Source organism: Tenacibaculum mesophilum (assembly GCF_003867075.1).
Taxonomy (GTDB): domain Bacteria; phylum Bacteroidota; class Bacteroidia; order Flavobacteriales; family Flavobacteriaceae; genus Polaribacter; species Polaribacter mesophilus.
On sequence record NZ_CP032544.1, the window covers coordinates 1,356,603 to 1,373,634 of the forward strand.

20 protein-coding genes are annotated in these 17,032 nt (G+C 29.2%); 13 read left to right on the forward strand and 7 right to left on the reverse strand.

Annotated elements, in window-relative coordinates:
* Positions 1–6 precede the first annotated feature (6 nt).
* From D6200_RS06225 to D6200_RS06260, 8 genes are all read left to right on the forward strand, one after another.
* The gene (locus D6200_RS06225) at positions 7–732 is read left to right on the forward strand and encodes a rhomboid family intramembrane serine protease (RefSeq protein WP_047790454.1); all 726 of its coding nucleotides are present in this window, start codon (positions 7–9) and stop codon (positions 730–732) included.
* A 41-nt stretch (positions 733–773) separates the two neighbouring features.
* A complete protein-coding gene (locus D6200_RS06230) occupies positions 774–1,634 on the forward strand; it encodes a rhomboid family intramembrane serine protease (protein WP_073184844.1) in 861 nt (286 codons plus the stop codon).
* Complete coding sequence (locus tag D6200_RS06235) at positions 1,635–2,648, forward strand: endonuclease/exonuclease/phosphatase family protein (RefSeq protein ID WP_073184842.1); 1,014 nt, start codon at positions 1,635–1,637, stop codon at positions 2,646–2,648.
* A 55-nt stretch (positions 2,649–2,703) separates the two neighbouring features.
* Positions 2,704–3,849 carry a geranylgeranyl reductase family protein gene (locus D6200_RS06240; protein WP_073184840.1) on the forward strand — a complete coding sequence of 382 codons (1,146 nt, stop codon included), beginning with the start codon at positions 2,704–2,706 and terminating at the stop codon, positions 3,847–3,849.
* Positions 3,850–4,060: 211 nt separating this feature from the next.
* On the forward strand, positions 4,061–5,077 hold the full coding sequence (locus tag D6200_RS06245) for a helix-turn-helix domain-containing protein (protein ID WP_159432125.1): 1,017 nt from the start codon (positions 4,061–4,063) through the stop codon (positions 5,075–5,077).
* A 149-nt stretch (positions 5,078–5,226) separates the two neighbouring features.
* A complete protein-coding gene (locus tag D6200_RS06250) occupies positions 5,227–5,979 on the forward strand; it encodes a hypothetical protein (protein WP_073184835.1) in 753 nt (250 codons plus the stop codon).
* A 157-nt stretch (positions 5,980–6,136) separates the two neighbouring features.
* The gene (locus tag D6200_RS06255; protein WP_240627208.1) at positions 6,137–6,862 is read left to right on the forward strand and encodes an aspartyl/asparaginyl beta-hydroxylase domain-containing protein; all 726 of its coding nucleotides are present in this window, start codon (positions 6,137–6,139) and stop codon (positions 6,860–6,862) included.
* Positions 6,863–6,884: 22 nt separating this feature from the next.
* Positions 6,885–7,880, forward strand: coding sequence for an SAM-dependent methyltransferase (locus D6200_RS06260; protein WP_073184831.1), 996 nt, complete (start codon positions 6,885–6,887; stop codon positions 7,878–7,880).
* Here D6200_RS06260 and D6200_RS06265 read toward each other — a convergent pair.
* The 5 genes from D6200_RS06265 to D6200_RS06285 all read right to left on the reverse strand — a co-directional run bounded on the left by D6200_RS06265 (position 7,877) and on the right by D6200_RS06285 (position 12,020).
* Entirely contained in the window at positions 7,877–8,419 is a 543-nt protein-coding gene (locus D6200_RS06265) for a hypothetical protein (protein WP_073184828.1), read from the reverse strand. The two genes, D6200_RS06260 and D6200_RS06265, sit on opposite strands and share 4 nt — an antisense overlap.
* 165 nt (positions 8,420–8,584) lie before the next feature.
* On the reverse strand, positions 8,585–9,004 hold the full coding sequence (locus tag D6200_RS06270) for a hypothetical protein (RefSeq protein WP_047790461.1): 420 nt from the start codon (positions 9,002–9,004) through the stop codon (positions 8,585–8,587).
* Positions 9,005–9,041: 37 nt separating this feature from the next.
* Positions 9,042–9,383: a zinc-ribbon domain-containing protein gene (locus D6200_RS06275; RefSeq protein WP_047790462.1), complete on the reverse strand. Its 342-nt coding sequence runs from the start codon at positions 9,381–9,383 to the stop codon at positions 9,042–9,044.
* A gap of 108 nt (positions 9,384–9,491) precedes the next feature.
* The gene (locus D6200_RS06280) at positions 9,492–10,136 is read right to left on the reverse strand and encodes a response regulator (RefSeq protein WP_047790463.1); all 645 of its coding nucleotides are present in this window, start codon (positions 10,134–10,136) and stop codon (positions 9,492–9,494) included.
* Between the two features lie 3 nt (positions 10,137–10,139).
* The gene (locus D6200_RS06285; RefSeq protein ID WP_047790464.1) at positions 10,140–12,020 is read right to left on the reverse strand and encodes a sensor histidine kinase; all 1,881 of its coding nucleotides are present in this window, start codon (positions 12,018–12,020) and stop codon (positions 10,140–10,142) included.
* Between the two features lie 201 nt (positions 12,021–12,221).
* Between D6200_RS06285 and D6200_RS06290 the strand changes: the two genes are divergently transcribed.
* The 5 genes from D6200_RS06290 (at position 12,222) to D6200_RS06310 (ending at position 14,935) form a co-directional block, all read left to right on the forward strand.
* A complete protein-coding gene (locus D6200_RS06290; RefSeq protein WP_073184826.1) occupies positions 12,222–12,455 on the forward strand; it encodes a thioredoxin domain-containing protein in 234 nt (77 codons plus the stop codon).
* A 68-nt stretch (positions 12,456–12,523) separates the two neighbouring features.
* The gene (locus D6200_RS06295; RefSeq protein ID WP_047790466.1) at positions 12,524–12,787 is read left to right on the forward strand and encodes a DUF2024 family protein; all 264 of its coding nucleotides are present in this window, start codon (positions 12,524–12,526) and stop codon (positions 12,785–12,787) included.
* On the forward strand, positions 12,787–13,389 hold the full coding sequence (locus tag D6200_RS06300; protein ID WP_073184824.1) for a MarR family winged helix-turn-helix transcriptional regulator: 603 nt from the start codon (positions 12,787–12,789) through the stop codon (positions 13,387–13,389). The genes D6200_RS06295 and D6200_RS06300 overlap by 1 nt, the downstream gene beginning before the upstream one ends.
* Positions 13,390–13,482: 93 nt before the next feature.
* Complete coding sequence (locus tag D6200_RS06305) at positions 13,483–14,226, forward strand: AAA family ATPase (RefSeq protein ID WP_073184822.1); 744 nt, start codon at positions 13,483–13,485, stop codon at positions 14,224–14,226.
* A complete protein-coding gene (locus D6200_RS06310) occupies positions 14,201–14,935 on the forward strand; it encodes a YggS family pyridoxal phosphate-dependent enzyme (protein WP_073184820.1) in 735 nt (244 codons plus the stop codon). The genes D6200_RS06305 and D6200_RS06310 overlap by 26 nt, the downstream gene beginning before the upstream one ends.
* On the opposite strand, the gene D6200_RS06315 is transcribed toward D6200_RS06310, so the two are convergent.
* Together D6200_RS06315 and D6200_RS06320 are read right to left on the reverse strand one after the other, a co-directional pair.
* The gene (locus tag D6200_RS06315) at positions 14,932–16,563 is read right to left on the reverse strand and encodes an ABC transporter substrate-binding protein (RefSeq protein ID WP_083574848.1); all 1,632 of its coding nucleotides are present in this window, start codon (positions 16,561–16,563) and stop codon (positions 14,932–14,934) included. The genes D6200_RS06310 and D6200_RS06315 overlap by 4 nt on opposite strands.
* Positions 16,520–17,032 carry a DUF4442 domain-containing protein gene (locus tag D6200_RS06320; RefSeq protein ID WP_047790469.1) on the reverse strand — a complete coding sequence of 171 codons (513 nt, stop codon included), beginning with the start codon at positions 17,030–17,032 and terminating at the stop codon, positions 16,520–16,522. Before D6200_RS06320 ends, D6200_RS06315 begins: the two co-directional genes overlap by 44 nt.

Consider the following 17,032-nt stretch of genomic DNA (forward strand, 5'->3'; position numbering starts at 1 on the left):
AGTAATATGCCTAGATTAACACAAGCCATAAAGCATTTAATAATCATTAACGTGATTATGTATTTTGCTCCGCAGTTATTAAACATGGATTTAACTAATCTATTTGCTTTACATTATCCAAAAAACGAACATTTTGGGGTTTGGCAATATGTTACACACATATTTATGCATGGCGGACCAGCACATTTACTTTTTAACATGTATGGTTTATGGGCATTTGGTACCCCACTTGAACAAATGTGGGGACGAAATAAATTTTTATTCTTCTATTTTTCTGCAGGAATTGGTGCAGGTTTAATTTACACTTTCGTGAATTACTATCAATTCAATGGAATATACGAACAGCTAATTGGTATGGGAGTTTCTCCTGCTGAAATTCAAAATATTTTAAGTTCAGGTCAGTATAACGATAGCTTAATAACTTTGTCTAATAAAACTATGAGTGAGTTTTATAGTTTATACCACACGCCTGCCGTTGGTGCTTCTGGTGCTATTTATGGAATTTTAGTTGCATTTGGGTTAACTTATCCTGACGCTAAACTAGCATTGATTTTCTTCCCTGTTCCTATTGCTGCCAAATACTTTATTCCTTTAATTATTTTAAGTGATTTATTCTTTGGTATGACTAGTTATTCTATTGGTAACATTGCGCATTTTGCGCATATTGGTGGTGCTATTATCGGTTTTATCATTGCTTGGTACTGGAAAAAAAATCAATTTAAATTTCGTTAATTTAGTAACTAAAATTTTTATTCTTACTGAAGTCATACATCATGAATGTACTTGAAAACTTAAAATATAGATTTAAACATGCTGGAATTGTTGAGCAATTAATTTACGTAAACTTAGCTGTTTTCTTACTTGTTTTTGTAACCAATACTTTTGGGTTTCTTTTTCAATCAAAAACAAACTTTTTAGTAGAATGGCTTGCGTTACCTGCCAACTTTGATGATTTTATTGTTAAACCTTGGACTATTATTACCTATGGTTTTTTACACACTAGTTTTTTGCATATTCTATTCAACCTAATTGCTTTATTTTATATCGGGCATTTATTTCAACAATATTTCACCCCTAAACAGTTACTTACCTTTTATTTACTAGGAACATTATTTGGAGGAATTGTTTTTGTTGCTAGTTATAATTTTTTTCCTGCCCTACAAAATGTTGCTCATAATAGTGTTTTGTTAGGTGCTTCAGCTGGTATTTCTGCTATCTTTATTGGTATTGCTACCTACATACCTAATTATGAATTAAAGTTCCCGTTAATTGGTTTTGTGAAACTATGGGTGTTAGCTTGTATTTGGATTGCTATTGATATTATTCAAATTCCTGCTGGTAATGCTGGTGGGCATTTAGCACATTTAGGTGGTGCCTTACTAGGCTTTTTCTATGTTCGTAGTGCTAGTAATAAGGAGTTGGACATTTTTAAATCGGTAAACAAACTTTTTTCTAAAAAAGAAAGAAAACTCAAAACAGTTTATAAATCTGGTAATAAAACACCAAAACCTAACGTTGATAAGACTAGAAACCAAGAAGAAGTTGACGCTATTTTAGATAAAATTAGTAAATCTGGATACGATACTTTAAGTAAAAGTGAAAAAGAGTTTTTATTTAAACAAGGAAAAAATTAGATGAAAAAGTTTTCGATAGCTCATAAGTTTATATTCTTTATCAATTCAGTTTTTGCAGCTGTTTTATTGCTATCATATGCACTTCCGTACGTATCTCCACAAACAATTCCTTTCCTTTCTGTTTTTGGGTTGTTTGTTCCGTTTTTAGTTATCGTAAACATTGCTTTTTTTGTGTATTGGCTTATTAAAATGCATAAAAATGCTTTTTTATCATTACTTGTTTTAGCCATAGGATGGTTTGTTTCTACTCCATTAGTTAAGTTTTCTAATAAGGAGGTAATTTTAAATGATGATTTAAAAATAATGAGCTACAATGTCCACTTGTTTAATCATTATAAACATGAAGAAGATGTTACTACTGAACAAAAGATTTATGAGTTCATCAATAATGAAAATCCAGACGTTATTGCTGTACAGGAATTTTACAATTCTAAAATGTTAGATATTAAACTTCCTTATAAATACATCAAAACGAAAACGAAAACGAATAAATTTGGATTAGCTATTTATTCCAAACACCCAATTATAAACTCTGGTTCTCTTGATTTTAAACAAAGTGCTAACAACACCATTTTTGCCGATATTCTTGTAAAAGATGACACCGTTCGTGTTTATAATGTGCATTTAGAATCATTAAAACTAAATCCGAAAAAAGAAAATTTTGGAGAAAAAAGTTCTGAGCGTTTATTTAAACGTTTAGAAAATGGTTTTGTAAAACAAGTAAGTCAGGTTGAATTAATTCAACAGCATGAGTATTCATGGAAAGGTAAAAAAATTGTTTGTGGCGACTTTAATAACACCGCTTATTCTTGGGCTTATAAACAATTGGCTTCTGATAAAAAAGATGCTTTTATTGAATGTGGAATTGGTTTAGGCAAGTCTTTTAGGTACATTTATCCTATGCGAATTGATTTTATTTTAACAGATAAAAAAGCTACTGTGAATCAATTTAAAACCTACGGAGACATAAAACTATCTGACCACTACCCTGTTATGACTCGTTTACATTGGTAAATTAATTTTTAATTCGGTATAAAAGTGTATTTTTAACCGAACTAAAAATAATACTATGAAACAGCATTACCATGTTGCTATTATTGGCAGCGGACCATCAGGAGCTTCAACAGCTTTTTACTTAGCTCAAAAAGGAATTTCAACAGTTATTATTGAAAAAGAAACTTTACCACGCTATAAAACATGCGGTGGAGGTTTTGTTTTTAGAGGTCGCAAAAACTTACCTTTTGATATTAAAGAGGTCGTTGAAAAAGAGTTTCATACTGTTGATATTTATTTGGGAGAGAAACTTCACTTTAAAACGCATAGAGAAGAACCAACTATTTCTATGATTATGCGTGATTCTTTTGACAATCTTATCACGCAAAAAGCAAAGGAGTTTGGTGCTACTTTACTAGAAAACCATAAGCTAAAAGGACTAACTTTTTCTAATGATATTATTACTCTTGAAACTTCTCAAGGTAATTTTACTGCTAATTTTGTTATCGCTGCCGATGGTGCTTTGAGTCCTACAGCTAAAATGGCTGGGTGGAAAGAAGATACTCGTAAATTAATTCCTGCTTTAGAATATGAAGTAGAAGTTTCTGACGAAGACTTTAAACGTTTATCAAAAGAAGTTCGTTTTGATATTGATGCTATTCCTTACGGTTATGCTTGGAACTTCCCAAAGAAAAAGCATTTATCTATTGGGGTTGCCTCTGCTAGAAGAACTAAAATTAACTTGAAAGAATATTATCAAGAATACTTAAAAACATTAGGAATTACAAATATTGTTAGCGAATCACAACATGGTTTTCAAATTCCTGTTGCTCCTCGTACAGATGGTTTTGTTAAAAATAATGTGTTTTTAATTGGTGACGCTGCTGGTTTTGCTGATCCTATTACTGCTGAAGGAATTTCTAACGCTATTTACAGTGGTAAATTGGCTGCTGAAGCTATCATTGAGAGTGAAAAAGAGCCTGAATTAGCTACTAAATTATATTTAGAAAAAATATCAGAAAGCCTAATTCCTGAAATAAAAACTGGCTTATGGCTTTCAAAATGGTTTTACGAGCAAAAGAATATCCGAAATATTGTATTAAAAAAATATGGTCAGCAGTTTAGTGAAGCGATGGCCGATGTTTTTCACGGGGATAGAAGTTATCCTAAAGACATTAAAAAAACAATTACGAATCGAATTAAAGATTTAGTTTCATATTAACAAAGAGATTGCTTATAGCTACTATCATTTTTGATTAGCAATACAGTTTTAAAATTTAAATACTATTATTTACACTTCTTATTTGTAAAGAAGAATATCTAATTTTGTGTTTAATTAGAACAGTATTATGAATCTAGATAGTTACTTAATTCCTATAATTTATTTACTCGGCCTTATTCAAGGAATTATATTTAGTATACTTTTAATTTACTTGGATAAAAAAAATAATCGCCCTACATTACTTTTAGGGTTATTTATTTTTGCTTACTCCATAAATTACCTTAAACCAATAGCTAAACTTTTAGATTTAGATAAAAATTACTCTTTTTTAAATAATCTTCCTGTTGATTTTACTTGGTTACTATTCCCTCTTTTTTATGTTTATATAAGAAATATTTCTATACTACCTAAATCTAATAAAGTCTATTTTTATTTATTACCAGGTTTGTTAATGTTAATTATAGATATATTGGTTTATCTTAATTTATCATCAGGGTTAGAACAGTTAAAACTTTCAAAAGAATTTCGTTTTGTAAATCATATAGGTGGGCATTTATATGATATTTTTATATACTACAAAACTTATACTTTTATAAAAAAACATACCGAAGAAACTAACAATCAATACACTTCTACTACAGGTAAAGAGCTACAATGGGCTAAAACATTTATGTCAATTGGTCTCTTTTTTACGCTCACACTTCATTTTTTACCTGAAATAACAAATAAAACTCTCAATTTATTTATTATTTTAATTGATGTTGGGCTTTTATACTGGATTAGTATTTATGGGCTACAACAACAAACAATTAAAAACTTGACTCAACAAAAAGACTCTAAGATTGAAAAGAAGAACAATTTTAATAGCGAGAATAAAATAAGTAAAGTTGATACAGATTTATTTAACCATATTCAACAAACTATAATTTTACATAAAAAATATAAAGATCCAGATTTAACCATTGCTGATGTAGCTAATATTACAAATCAACACCCTAAAAGAATTTCTTTTGTTATTAATGAAATTTCAAATAAAAACTTTAAAACTTTTATAAATGGTTTTAGAGTTAATGAAGCTATAGAAATTTTAAAAAGTAATAATTCAAAAAACTATAGTATTGAAGGTATTAGTTTAGAGGTTGGTTTTAAAAGTAAAAGTGCTTTTTATAGTGCCTTCAAGAAAGAAACTGGTACTACTCCTACTAATTATAAAAATAGCTTTTTATAATATTTAACCTATAAAAACCTGTTTCTTTCATTTAAAAAAGAGTTAATTAAAGTTCTATTTTCTGATTTTCGAACTCATTATATCTTTATCTTTCATATTTAAATGATTTAAAATATTGAGTTTTGCAAAAAATTAAAAATTAAAACTACATGAAAATTAAACATTTTTTAAAACCTCTATTTTTTTTATTTATCTCTATTATACTTACTAACTGCTCTAGTGAAGAAAACGAAATAGAAATAATACCAACTAGTTTCAATACTAGTAATGATTTTAATTATTTTATTAACCACAATAATACTCTTAAAATATATTTAAAAGGCACTTTTAAAGATGGTAATGATTTAGCTGATGTAACTGATAGAGGATTTGTATATGGAAAATCATCAAACCCTATTCCTAATGGCAACAATACTGTGGTTGCCGCAGGTCCTGCTGACAATATTACAGGTATAGTCGACAATTTACAAAAGGAAACAACTTATTATATTAGAGGTTATTTTAAACTAAGTGATAACACATATTTCTATGGAAATGAAATTAAAATAAACACTAGTATAGACGCTAGTGAAAGTAGGTCAATTAACATGATAATCAAACCGAAACTATTCTTTAAAAATTCAGAAGGTATTACCCCAGAATTAGAAGTAATTTCTATAGAAAAAGAATCTCCTAAAGAAATTGGTTTTGAATATAGTTTAAATGAAGATTTTTCTAACAGCTCTATAGCCTTAGATACTGATGTATCTGGTAATATTTTTAAAAATATTTATACTGAATTTATTGAAGAATTAACACCTGAAACCACTTATTACTTTAGACCTTATGCTAAATACAATGATGGTAGTGTTACAAATGGAGGAACTAGTGTTGCTTCTTTTAAAACAAATAAAGCATTTTAATTAAAAAGTATTTTCTGACTAGTACTAAATAATTATTATAGTTATTTAGTACTGGTCGTTATTTTTTCATTTATGCCAAAAAAATAAACACCTATTCTAAAAACGATTTAATCTACAATTTTTCTAGTAACTTGCTATAGAACAATTACACATACAAGTGAAAGAAATTAAAACTACTATTTTTTTAAAACTTCCTTTTCTGTTTGATACAGATAAACTATTACATGATTATTCTTTAGTTGTAAATCAACATTGGATTCCTCATTTCAACACATCTGGATATCAAGGTGAGTGGAAAGCAATCTCTTTGTACGCTGGCAATGGTGATGCTTCTAATATTTTTGCTTTTCAAAATGATAATAGTACTATTAAGGAAACTCCGATAATGAATGATTGCAATTATTTTAAAGAGGTTATCAACTCTTTTCAATGCCCTATTTCATCTGCTCGCTTACTACGTTTGAATGTTGGTGCAGAAATTAAACCTCATCGTGACTACAAACTAGGCTATGAAGATGGCAACTTTCGCTTACATATTCCGATTATTACGAATAATAAAGTTGAATTTATTTTAGATGATGAACAATTGAAAATGTTACCTGGTGAGTGTTGGTATACGAATGTAAATTATATACATTCAGTTACTAATAAAGGAAATGAAGACCGTATTCATTTAGTTATCGATGCTGAAAGGAACGAATGGTCTGATACTTTATTTTTTTCTCTTGCTCCAAAAGAAAGTTTTCAACCTAAACAAGAAGAAATTGATTCACCAGAAACAATACACCTTATCCTAAACGAGCTAAAACGTAGCAATGAACCTGCTTCGAAAAAACTTATTAATGAAATGGAACAGAAGTTATCAAAGCTTACATCAAAATAAACAACTCTTATAATAGCTTGTAATGAATTTAAAAAAAGAGTTACTACATATTACTTCTAAATTCTTTGATGAAACATCTAATTATTCTTCTTCTTTAAAAGATTATAAACAATTACTCTTTAGAATTTCAAATGAAGCTATAAATCATGAAGAGCATCAAAATAATGTTCAACTTGAAAATGGTGTAGCAATAGGTACTTTATGGGCAGCTAATTGCCTTGATGATTTAGAAAGAACTCTAAAATTTATCAAAGGAATTGATATTGCTATTCAAGAGAAAATCTATCAAAAAGACTCATTACATATACTTTATGCTGGTACTGGTCCTTTTGCTTCGCTTATACTTCCTTTTATATTAAAGTATGCTGATTTGAATATAACATACTCACTTTTAGAGATAAACCCTCTGAGTTTTGAAACTTTAAAAAGTACAATTAAAAAACTAGATTTAGAAAACCATAATATCAACTTTATAAATCAAGACGCTACAAAATATAAATTCCCTAAAAACTTTTCTCCAGATATTATTTTAAGTGAGACGATGCAACGTGCGTTGGATAGTGAGCAACAAGTTTCTGTTTTTTATAATTTAATGAAGCAGTCTAATTCAAATACTGTTTTTATTCCTGAGAAAATTACATTAGCTATTGGTACTAGCTCACACAAAAACGATGAACCTAACATTCAACAAAAATATTATCGTGAACATCATAAGGTTTTTGAAGTTAGTAAAAAAGCACTGAATTCGAGTGAGTGGTTGTTTGAAAAAAATTCAAACAATTTAAATTTTATTGAAAAACGTACAGTTTTAAGAGAGAAAGAACTTTCTACAGCTAGTGAAATTGTGGTGATGACAGAAATTACAATTTATAAAAATGAGAAGCTTATGATAAATGAAAGTGGCTTAACTGTTCCTAAGTACATTCAGGATGTTTCCAACAACGAAAAAGGATTCTTAACTATCAAGTCTAGATATATAATTGGCTCTAATCCTAAACTTGAGTTAAAAATTATTTAAACAAACTTTAAGTTTACTCCTTTTTTCTCAGCATATTTTTTTGCTGCTTCTTCTAGCTCCAAGTTTTTTTCTTTAAACTCTTCAAAACTTCTTACTTTAAACTCTTTTATTAACTGATTAATTTCTTGTTGAGTTTTTCCTTCATCGTACATATATGCTATTTCTGCATAGTCTTTTTTATAAAAGTCTATACAAAACTCAAACAATTCAATTGAAGCATTTATTAAATCTTTTGAATCTTCGTTTACTTCTAACTTCTGAATGTCTATTAAACTTCTTTCAAGGTTTGGTATTGTTACTCTGTGAAGGTATTGAGAGTATGTTGCGGAATATTCTTCTCCATCATTATCATAATACTTTAAATATTCATTTTTTTGTAATTCTTTAAGTTGTTTAAAATATCCTATGCCATAGTTAACAGTTAATAAATTGGCTTTGAGTACTGTTTTTTCAACTACCTTTTCCGGAGTTTCTTTCTCACACCCTGTTAATAAGATACATACTACAATAATTCCTAGAATATTTTTTATATTTTTCATTTCAACTACCTTTTATTGTTCTAAAAAATAATTTCAGTTTTATACAAAAACATTGCAAACAAGGCTTTTTTTTGATTTTTTGATAGAAACCCCACACCCCTACCTTATTTAAGCCTTCGTTTACAATGTTATATTTTATGTTTTCTCTTTCTTTATTTTGTTAGTTTATATGAAAATGAATGAAGCTACAATCATCCATATTCCAACAACGATTCCTAATAATCCTAATTTTCCTTGTTTCGGTGCAATCTTCCCTCTCAATATTTCTGCTTTTTCTCTAGCTTCTGGATTTTTTGATAATAATAATTTGTTTATCATTCCGTATCCTAACATAAAACCTAATCCTGCTTCTACAATGCTTCCTGCTAAAAAGGTTCCCCACCATATTGGTGCTGTAGTTAACCAACCTAAGTTTAAAATAGCTGAAATAATTCCCCAAATTCCCCAAATACAGAAAATAAGACCAATCCATCCTTGGTAAGGCTCTATTTTTTCTAATAATTCTTTAGCATTAGGCTTTTTTGATAAAATTAAAGATGGTACCGCTACAATACTTAAAAATACTAATGAGATTCCGTAAATCATGTTTGATTAAAATTTAAATGGTTTATATTGATTTTTATTATTTATGTATTAAAAGTGCTGAAGAAAATATAAACAGCATTAAAAAAGTTACGATGATAAGCCCCGAAAACATCCACCAAGGAGTTTTACTTGTTTGCTTATATTCTTTCGCCTTTCGTTGTAAGTCTGGTGGCATTTGGCTTTTGCTCATTTCCAGTTTACAATGACCACAAATACTATATGTTTTTTTGTATAAAGGAATAACAGGAATCCAAAATACATGTACATACAATCTATTTACTTGAATAAATAAACGTTCTGGTGTATTGCAATAACTACAACTATGATTGTTTACTGGCTGTATACTTATTTTGGCTTCTCGCCATCCAAAAATGACCATAACTTTATTACTTAATAATTATGGTACAAAGATGCGTTAGATGTGATTCTTAAAATAGACTGAAACTAGTGAAAGTTACTACCCTGTTTTCAGGGGGTGGTAAAATTACTACTCTACTAAGCCCAGTTTTATTGCGTATTTTGTTAATCCTGCAAGGTTTTTTACGTTAAGCTTAGATATTAAGTTTTTTCTATAACTCTCAATAGTATGCTTACTTAAAAAGAGTTTATCTGCAATTTCTTGTGTAGTATATTCTTCTGCAATTAATTTAAGTACATCTTTCTCTCTAGCTGTTAACATTATTGACGTTTCCTTTTTTTTATTAAAAACATTTTCCATGTAAGCTTCTCGTACAGATTGTGAGAAGTATTTTTCACCACCAAGAATAGTTTGTACTGCTTTTAATAGTTCAGATTGAGTTGCATTTTTAGATAAATATCCGTCTACATTATTTTTAATTAATGTATCTATCATTCCTGCATCTGTATGCATACTAACAATTAATGTTTTAATATCCGAGCGTTCTTTTTTTATATAATCGTTTAACGTAATACCATCTATATCTGGCATAGAAATATCACTAATAACAATATCTATATGTTGATTCGGATTTGTTTTTATGTACTTTATTACATTTTCACCATTATTTGCTGTAAGCAAGATATTGTACACATCTTCATTTTTAAAAATATTTACCAACCCATCTAAAAACATTTTATGGTCGTCAACTAAAATAATATTGTAAGTCATCATATATTAATTTAAAGGTACATTAATATCTATCACTGTTCCTCTACTTGGAAAAGAGTTAATTAAAATATTTCCCTTAACTGTTTTTAATCTGTCTTTTAAATTTTGAAATCCTAATCCGTATTTTACTTTTTCTTGATCAAATCCAACACCATCATCTTCAAAAAGTAGTTGTATCGTGTTATTAAACAGAGAAAGCTGAATATCTATTTGTGTTGCCTTCGCATGTTTTAATGCATTGGTTAATAATTCTTGAATTATTTTATAAAGCTCTACTTTTAAATTCTCATTTATTTTATCTACCTCTTCCGTTGGATGGATTTGTAACGTTATTTGTTCTTTAGATAGCGCTTTTACATTATTTATATATTCTGTTATTATTGTTGTAAAAGCAGAATCTTTAAACTTTTTAGGCATTAAATTATGAGATAACTCTCTTACCTGATTATAGGTTTCATCTACTTGTTTAATTATGCTTTCTTCCTCTAATTTACTCTTGTTTGATAGTTGTAACTTTATGGTTGCTAAATTTCCTCCAATACTATCGTGTAGCTCTCTGGCAATACGTTTTCTTTCATTATTCTGCCCTTCTAATGATGCTTTTACTAACTTTAATTCTTGGTCTTTAAGTAACGTAGTTATTTTTTGTTGGTTTACTTCTTCTAAAGTCTTATTAAGTTTACTTTGTGTTTGAAGCTTTTGATAGTACACATATAATAAAGCAAGTACAGGTATTAATACAAGAAGAAAGGCTATTAGTATGTATGCTTTCATTGTTTTTTGTCGCTCAATCTCTTGCTTTTGCTCCAGTGTTTTATACTGTACTTCAAGCTCATTTACTTGCTGTTTATTTTGACTTACTAAAATTTCATTATTAACACGATTTAATTGCGTCATTAAAGCATGTGCATTTTTATAATCTCCTGTTGAAGCATAGGCGTTTTGAAGTCCTAAAATAGCTCTTCTTTCTATCTCTAAATTTGCCCATTGTATGGAGTTTATATATACTGTAGATAGTATTTTTTTAGCATTTTCATAGTCTTTTTCTTTTAAATAAAGAATGCCTAATGTATTTCCTGTCTTGGCATACAATGTAAAAAAACCTTTAGATAACGACTCATTAAAAACATAATAACAAACATCTAGAGCTTCTGTTATTTTACCTTCTTCTTTCAATACTTTTCCTAGCCACAAATCAGTTTCTAAAGCTTCTTTAACAAACCCCTCGGCCACGTAGTGTAATCTAGCTTTATTATAATTTTCTTTTGCTTTCTCATACTCTCTTTGAGTATAATAAATAAACCCTAGTTCATAAAAAGCATCGTGTTTTAATTTTTCGTTTGGAGCATTTTCAATGCATTCTTCTATAATTGCCTTTCCTTCCTCTTCTTTTCCTCTAACATACTTTACAGCTCCTAATCCTATTCTATTTTTAACAAATAATTCATCGTCCGGTTTATTATTTGAGTGCTCTATTCCTTTAAAATACCATTTCAAAGCTTCATCAAAAAGTCCCTTTTCTAACTTTCCTTCAGCCACTATACTAGAAACCTTTGATAAATGATTTTCTTTATCTATCAATTTATTCTTAGTTGTTTCCGTATACAGTTTATTTCCATAGTATATAATGGAATCTAAATTTCCTTTTTCTCGATGAAACTCTATAAGATCAAATGTCGCATCATATTTAGCTTTGAAGTCTTTTGCCTTATTTATTTTTGAAAAAAGAGAATCATTAGGTATTGTGGGGTTTACACCAAAAGCCTTAAATCCTTGTACTCCCACCGACTGCGACATTCCTTCTAAAGCAAAAAACAAAAGAACTGTGATTATAACTTGTTTTGCAAATAACAACCTCATTTCTTTTTTTAAGTTACCTGTTCTCATCTCAATTATTAAATCTTTTCTATAAACAATAAGAACCGCTAAAATTACATAACATTTTTATTTCTTAATTAACTATTAACAACTTTATTATATACTCTTCATTTCCAAAACAGAAGCAGTTTTTATAAAAAAAACAAAAATTATTTTTTATAGTTAGGAAACCTAACTATATTTGTATCAAAATTTAAAATCAATATAATTATGAGTAAATCTATTTTTTATCACGCAGGTTGCCCTGTTTGTGTAAGCGCAGAACAAGACATTATTAACTTAATTGGTTCTGATAATGTTGAAGTAGTTCATTTTGGAGAAGACAAAAGTCGAATTTTAGAAGCAGAAAATGCTGGTGTAAAATCTGTCCCTGCTTTGGTAACTCCTACTGGTAATGTTCTCCATATTAATTTTGGAGCATCAATGGACGAAGTAAAAGGATAATTTTTTTGCTCTATAAAGTTAGGATTCCTAATTTTGTAGAGCTTTTAATATTATAAATATATAATAAAATGAAAGCAGCTGTTTGGGATACCTACGTAACTAAAAAAGATAATACAATAATGCATTTTGATATTATTGTGCCTTCTAGCAATAAAGACACTAACATAATTTTCAACTATGGTAAGGAATATTTAAAAACTAAAGGATTAGAAAACCTTGAACTATCTTCAAAAGAATGTGTATTTTGCCATATTGAAATACTCAAACCCGAATGGGAAGATGCTATACATAAAAAAGGGTATTTTATATACGAAATGGAAAACTGTAATTAATGAAATCTCCTTTTGACTTAAACCAGCAAAACACTAAAATTGAAAGTAAAATAGTTGTAGCTTTAGAACGAATTTCTGAAGCTTTTAGAGTACTTCTTTGGAGCGAAAGCAAGGAGAATTCTTTAAGCCCTATCCAAATTCAAATCCTAATTTTTTTACTATTTCACTCTGAAGAAAAATGTAAAGTGAGTTATTTAGCTGAAGAGTTTAACATGACTAAAGCTACTGTTAGTGATAGTATTAGGGTTTTATTAAAAAAAGAATTAGTTCAAAAGTTTCATAACCCCAACGATACTAGAAGTTATATTATTGGTCTAACTGAACAAGGAAAACAAATAGCTGAGAAATCAGCTAACTTCACTTTCAATATTGAAAAACCTTTGAGTTCATTACCTGAAGATCAAAAAAAAGACATACTAACAGGACTCTTAAAAGTAATATACCAGCTAAATCAAGCAGGAGTTATAACTATTCAAAGAATGTGCTATACTTGCTCTTTTTACCAACATGAAAATAATGAGCATTTTTGTAAACTTTTACAATCTAAACTAGCCTCTAAAGAGTTAAGAATTGATTGTCCTGAACATGAATTTAAGAGTTAATACTTTAAAGCATCAACTCTATACTTCCTAAGGGTATGTTAAAAAGCTTATTTTATTGCATACAACATTTTATTTTTGACAAAAAAATACAAAATGGCTATACATAACTTGATTCTTCAATCGAAAGAAACAACTATAGAACTAGATAAAATTCATCTTAGCGATGAAAACAAAAATACGCTACATCAACTATTAAAAGAATTTAAACACGTTGCTGTTTTAGATAGATACAAACTGCCTGTTGATAATAAAGTCTTATTATTTGGTCATACTGGTTGTGGTAAAACTACCACCGCTAAGGCTATTGCCAAAAAGCTTGATAAAAAAATTATCATACTTAATTTGGGTAGCATTGTTTCTTCAAAACTAGGAGAAACAGCTAAAAACATTTCCGAAGTTTTTAAAAAAGCTACTAGAGAAAGCGCTGTTTTATTTTTAGATGAATTTGACTACATAGGTAAAGCTCGTGATTATGACAGCAAAGATTCTAGCGAGATGAAACGATTGGTAAATACTATTATTCAACTTGTAGATCAACTTCCAAATGACGTTTTATTAATTGCTGCCACAAATCACTCTAGTGTTATTGACACTGCTCTTTTAAGACGTTTTCAATTAAAACTAAAATTCGAAGCACCTAGTGAATCGGATTTAGATAACTATTATGAGACTTTGCTGCAACAATTCCCGGAAGAGTTTAGAGAAGTAAATCGTATATATGATATATCGTATGCAGAAGCTAAAGACATTACTCTTCGAGCTGTAAAGAATAAAATTATTGAAAAAGAAGAACTAAACAATCAATTAGTAAATGGATACTATTCAAAACAACCTTAGCATTATTCATCAAAGAATACAATTTGCTTGTAAGAAAGCTAATAGAAACCCAGAAGATGTTCGTTTATTGTTAGCTACTAAAACGGTAGATACAGATAAAATAAACTTTGCTTTAGAACAAGGAGAAAACCTAGTTGGTGAAAACAAAGTACAAGAGCTAAAACAAAAATGTAATGCAATAAAACACCTGCAACCTGAAGTTCATTTTATAGGTCATTTACAAAGTAACAAGATTAAAGAAGTTATAAAATGGGCTAGTTGTATTGAATCTATCGATCGCTTATCTGTCGCTCAAAAATTGCATCAACGCTTAACTTTTGAGGAAAAAGAAATTGATGTATACATACAAGTAAACACGTCTTTTGAAGAAAGTAAGTTTGGAGCTAAACCAGAGGAAACTATTGAATTAGTAAAAAAGATATCTGAATTCAAAAATATTCATATAAAAGGATTAATGACCATTGGTTTGCTGAGCTCGGAATCAGATGAAGTTCGAAAATGTTTCCAACTTTTAAAGCAACTTCAAGAAGAAATCAAAGCACTACAAATTCCTAATGTAGAAATGAATGAACTCTCTATGGGAATGAGTGGTGATTTAGAAATTGCTATAGAAGAGGGCGCTACTATTGTACGTGTTGGAACAGCTATTTTTGGAGAACGAATATACCCTGACAGCTATTACTGGAACGAAACAAAAAGTAACACTTAGTTTTTCTGTACTCTTTTTAGGTTTAACAAATCAATCGGATTAATTCCTAAACCGGTAACATTATTTTGTGTAAAGCGAATTACCTCATCGTAATATAACGGTACAATTGGTGCTTCAGCAATAATAATACTATCCATTTTTTGGTATAACTTATAACGTCTTTTTATAGCTACTTCTTTGATAGATTGTTCATACAAAGTATCAAAAAAGTCATTTTTAAAATGTGTATAGTTAGGCCCATTAGGAGTAAAATTTTTGCTGTAAAATAGCGATACATAGTTTTCCGCATCAGGGTAATCAGCAATCCAACTTGCTCTAAAAATAGGCAACTTTCCATTTGCTTTTCCTTGACGCAAGGTTGAAGGCGGAATCACATCTACTTTGGTAGCTACTCCTATTTTTTGTAATTCACGTTGAATAAACTCGCACAAATCTAAATAATTGCTGTTCGTTGTAATGGCTATTTGTGGATTCTCATCTCCTGTCTCTTCTTTGTATTGTGCTACTAACCTCTTCGCTTCTTCAGGTTTGTATGAATATCCTTGTTGGTTATTGAATGAAGGCAATCCTTTCGGGATGAATCCACTTGTAGCAGGACTCCCAATTCCGTTTCTTAAGAACTTAATCATCTTCTCCCTATCAAAACCATAATTGATGGCTTGTCGTATCAATTTTGATTTTGTTGGATGTTTCTCTTCTCCATCTAAGTAAATTCCTAAATATTCTGTGTTTAAATACGCTCCTGTTTGCATATTGATTGTAGAAGCATATTTCTCTTTTAAAGTTCCATCAGTGTTTAGAATATCATCTTTATACGAAGCGTCCAAACTCTTCATAAAGTCAATATTTCCTTGGATAAACTGTAAAAACTCACTTTGTTTGTCTGGTAAAAAAGTAACAGCAACCGACTCTAAATACGGAAGTTGTTTTCCATTTTCATCCTTTTCAAAATAGAGTGGATTTTTTCTCAATACCAACTTAGTATTTTCAACCCAAAGTTTAAAATGAAAAGGTCCTGTTCCAATCGGATTTGCTCTAAACTCATTCCCAAAATAATCAATAGCTTCTTTTGGTACAACCGAGCAATATTTCATAGCCAGCAGCCCTAAAAAAGGTGGAAAAGGTTGCTTTAAATTGATGGTAAAAACAGAATCGTTCTCTGCTTTGAATTTTTCTACATTTTGTAATACCCAACCTCCTGGAGACGCTACATTCTTATCAAGTAATCTATTAAAAGAATATTCAAAGTCTTGGGCTATTACATTTCTCGTAGAATCTTTTCCAAATAATTCATGCTTATGAAATAACACGTCATTTCTTAACTCAAACTGATAGGTTTTTCCATCTTCAGAAACTGTCCAGTTTTTTGCTATCGAAGGTTGTACTTGTAAACTATCATCTAATTCTACCAATCCGTTATATAGTTGGTTGACTCCCCAAATATTTCGCTGATCTTTTGCAAAAGCAGGATCTAATGAAGTAATATTTGAGTGCTCATTATAACGAAAAACCTGATTGTTTGTATATTTTGATTTCTTTTTAGTACAAGAAAAAAGAAACAATAAGGCTATTAATACAACTAATTTATTTCTTTTTACGTTTATTTTTATAGTAGGTTTTATCTGCAATGTATATGGTTTTAGAAACTTCTGCAAAAACAACAGTTTTATCTTGGTTCGTTATTTTAATATCTTTTATTAAATTGATTTCCTGTTCATTTTTAACCTGCTTTTTTATTTGTTTTATTTCATCTTCAGAAAAAATAAAATCTACATAAGCATCTTGCTTTACAGGTCTTTTAAATAATATTGTTGCAGCTTTATCCCAAACTACATAAGTATCTCCAAGAATATTTATTAACTGAATCATAAAAATAGGATCGGTTGCAGAAAATAAGCTCCCTCCAAAAATAGATCCTACGTAATTCTTATTCTTATAAGTAATAGGAATTTTTACTTGCGCTTTTAACAAATCTTCAGAAACATAATTTATTTTCCCAGTAGATCTTCTATACATGGGAGAAATATTGAATCCATACTTAAAAATAGTACTTTGTTTAAAAAACCTTTTTAAAAAATTAGAAATTGTTGCGTACAT

Excerpts from the sequence above, each read along its gene's own strand:
- D6200_RS06260 (WP_073184831.1), top strand. The coding sequence starts at position 6,885 with ATGAATTTAAAAAAAGAGTTACTACATATTACTTCTAAATTCTTTGAT.
- D6200_RS06250 (WP_073184835.1), top strand. The coding sequence starts at position 5,227 with ATGAAAATTAAACATTTTTTAAAACCTCTATTTTTTTTATTTATCTCT.
- D6200_RS06225 (WP_047790454.1), top strand. The coding sequence starts at position 7 with ATGCCTAGATTAACACAAGCCATAAAGCATTTAATAATCATTAACGTG.
- D6200_RS06290 (WP_073184826.1), top strand. The coding sequence starts at position 12,222 with ATGAGTAAATCTATTTTTTATCACGCAGGTTGCCCTGTTTGTGTAAGC.
- D6200_RS06305 (WP_073184822.1), top strand. The coding sequence starts at position 13,483 with ATGGCTATACATAACTTGATTCTTCAATCGAAAGAAACAACTATAGAA.
- D6200_RS06310 (WP_073184820.1), top strand. The coding sequence starts at position 14,201 with ATGGATACTATTCAAAACAACCTTAGCATTATTCATCAAAGAATACAA.
- D6200_RS06265 (WP_073184828.1), bottom strand. The coding sequence starts at position 8,419 with ATGAAAAATATAAAAAATATTCTAGGAATTATTGTAGTATGTATCTTA.
- D6200_RS06280 (WP_047790463.1), bottom strand. The coding sequence starts at position 10,136 with ATGATGACTTACAATATTATTTTAGTTGACGACCATAAAATGTTTTTA.
- D6200_RS06295 (WP_047790466.1), top strand. The coding sequence starts at position 12,524 with ATGAAAGCAGCTGTTTGGGATACCTACGTAACTAAAAAAGATAATACA.
- D6200_RS06320 (WP_047790469.1), bottom strand. The coding sequence starts at position 17,032 with ATGTACGCAACAATTTCTAATTTTTTAAAAAGGTTTTTTAAACAAAGT.
- D6200_RS06285 (WP_047790464.1), bottom strand. The coding sequence starts at position 12,020 with ATGAGAACAGGTAACTTAAAAAAAGAAATGAGGTTGTTATTTGCAAAA.
- D6200_RS06270 (WP_047790461.1), bottom strand. The coding sequence starts at position 9,004 with ATGATTTACGGAATCTCATTAGTATTTTTAAGTATTGTAGCGGTACCA.
- D6200_RS06235 (WP_073184842.1), top strand. The coding sequence starts at position 1,635 with ATGAAAAAGTTTTCGATAGCTCATAAGTTTATATTCTTTATCAATTCA.
- D6200_RS06275 (WP_047790462.1), bottom strand. The coding sequence starts at position 9,383 with ATGGTCATTTTTGGATGGCGAGAAGCCAAAATAAGTATACAGCCAGTA.
- D6200_RS06230 (WP_073184844.1), top strand. The coding sequence starts at position 774 with ATGAATGTACTTGAAAACTTAAAATATAGATTTAAACATGCTGGAATT.
- D6200_RS06300 (WP_073184824.1), top strand. The coding sequence starts at position 12,787 with ATGAAATCTCCTTTTGACTTAAACCAGCAAAACACTAAAATTGAAAGT.
- D6200_RS06240 (WP_073184840.1), top strand. The coding sequence starts at position 2,704 with ATGAAACAGCATTACCATGTTGCTATTATTGGCAGCGGACCATCAGGA.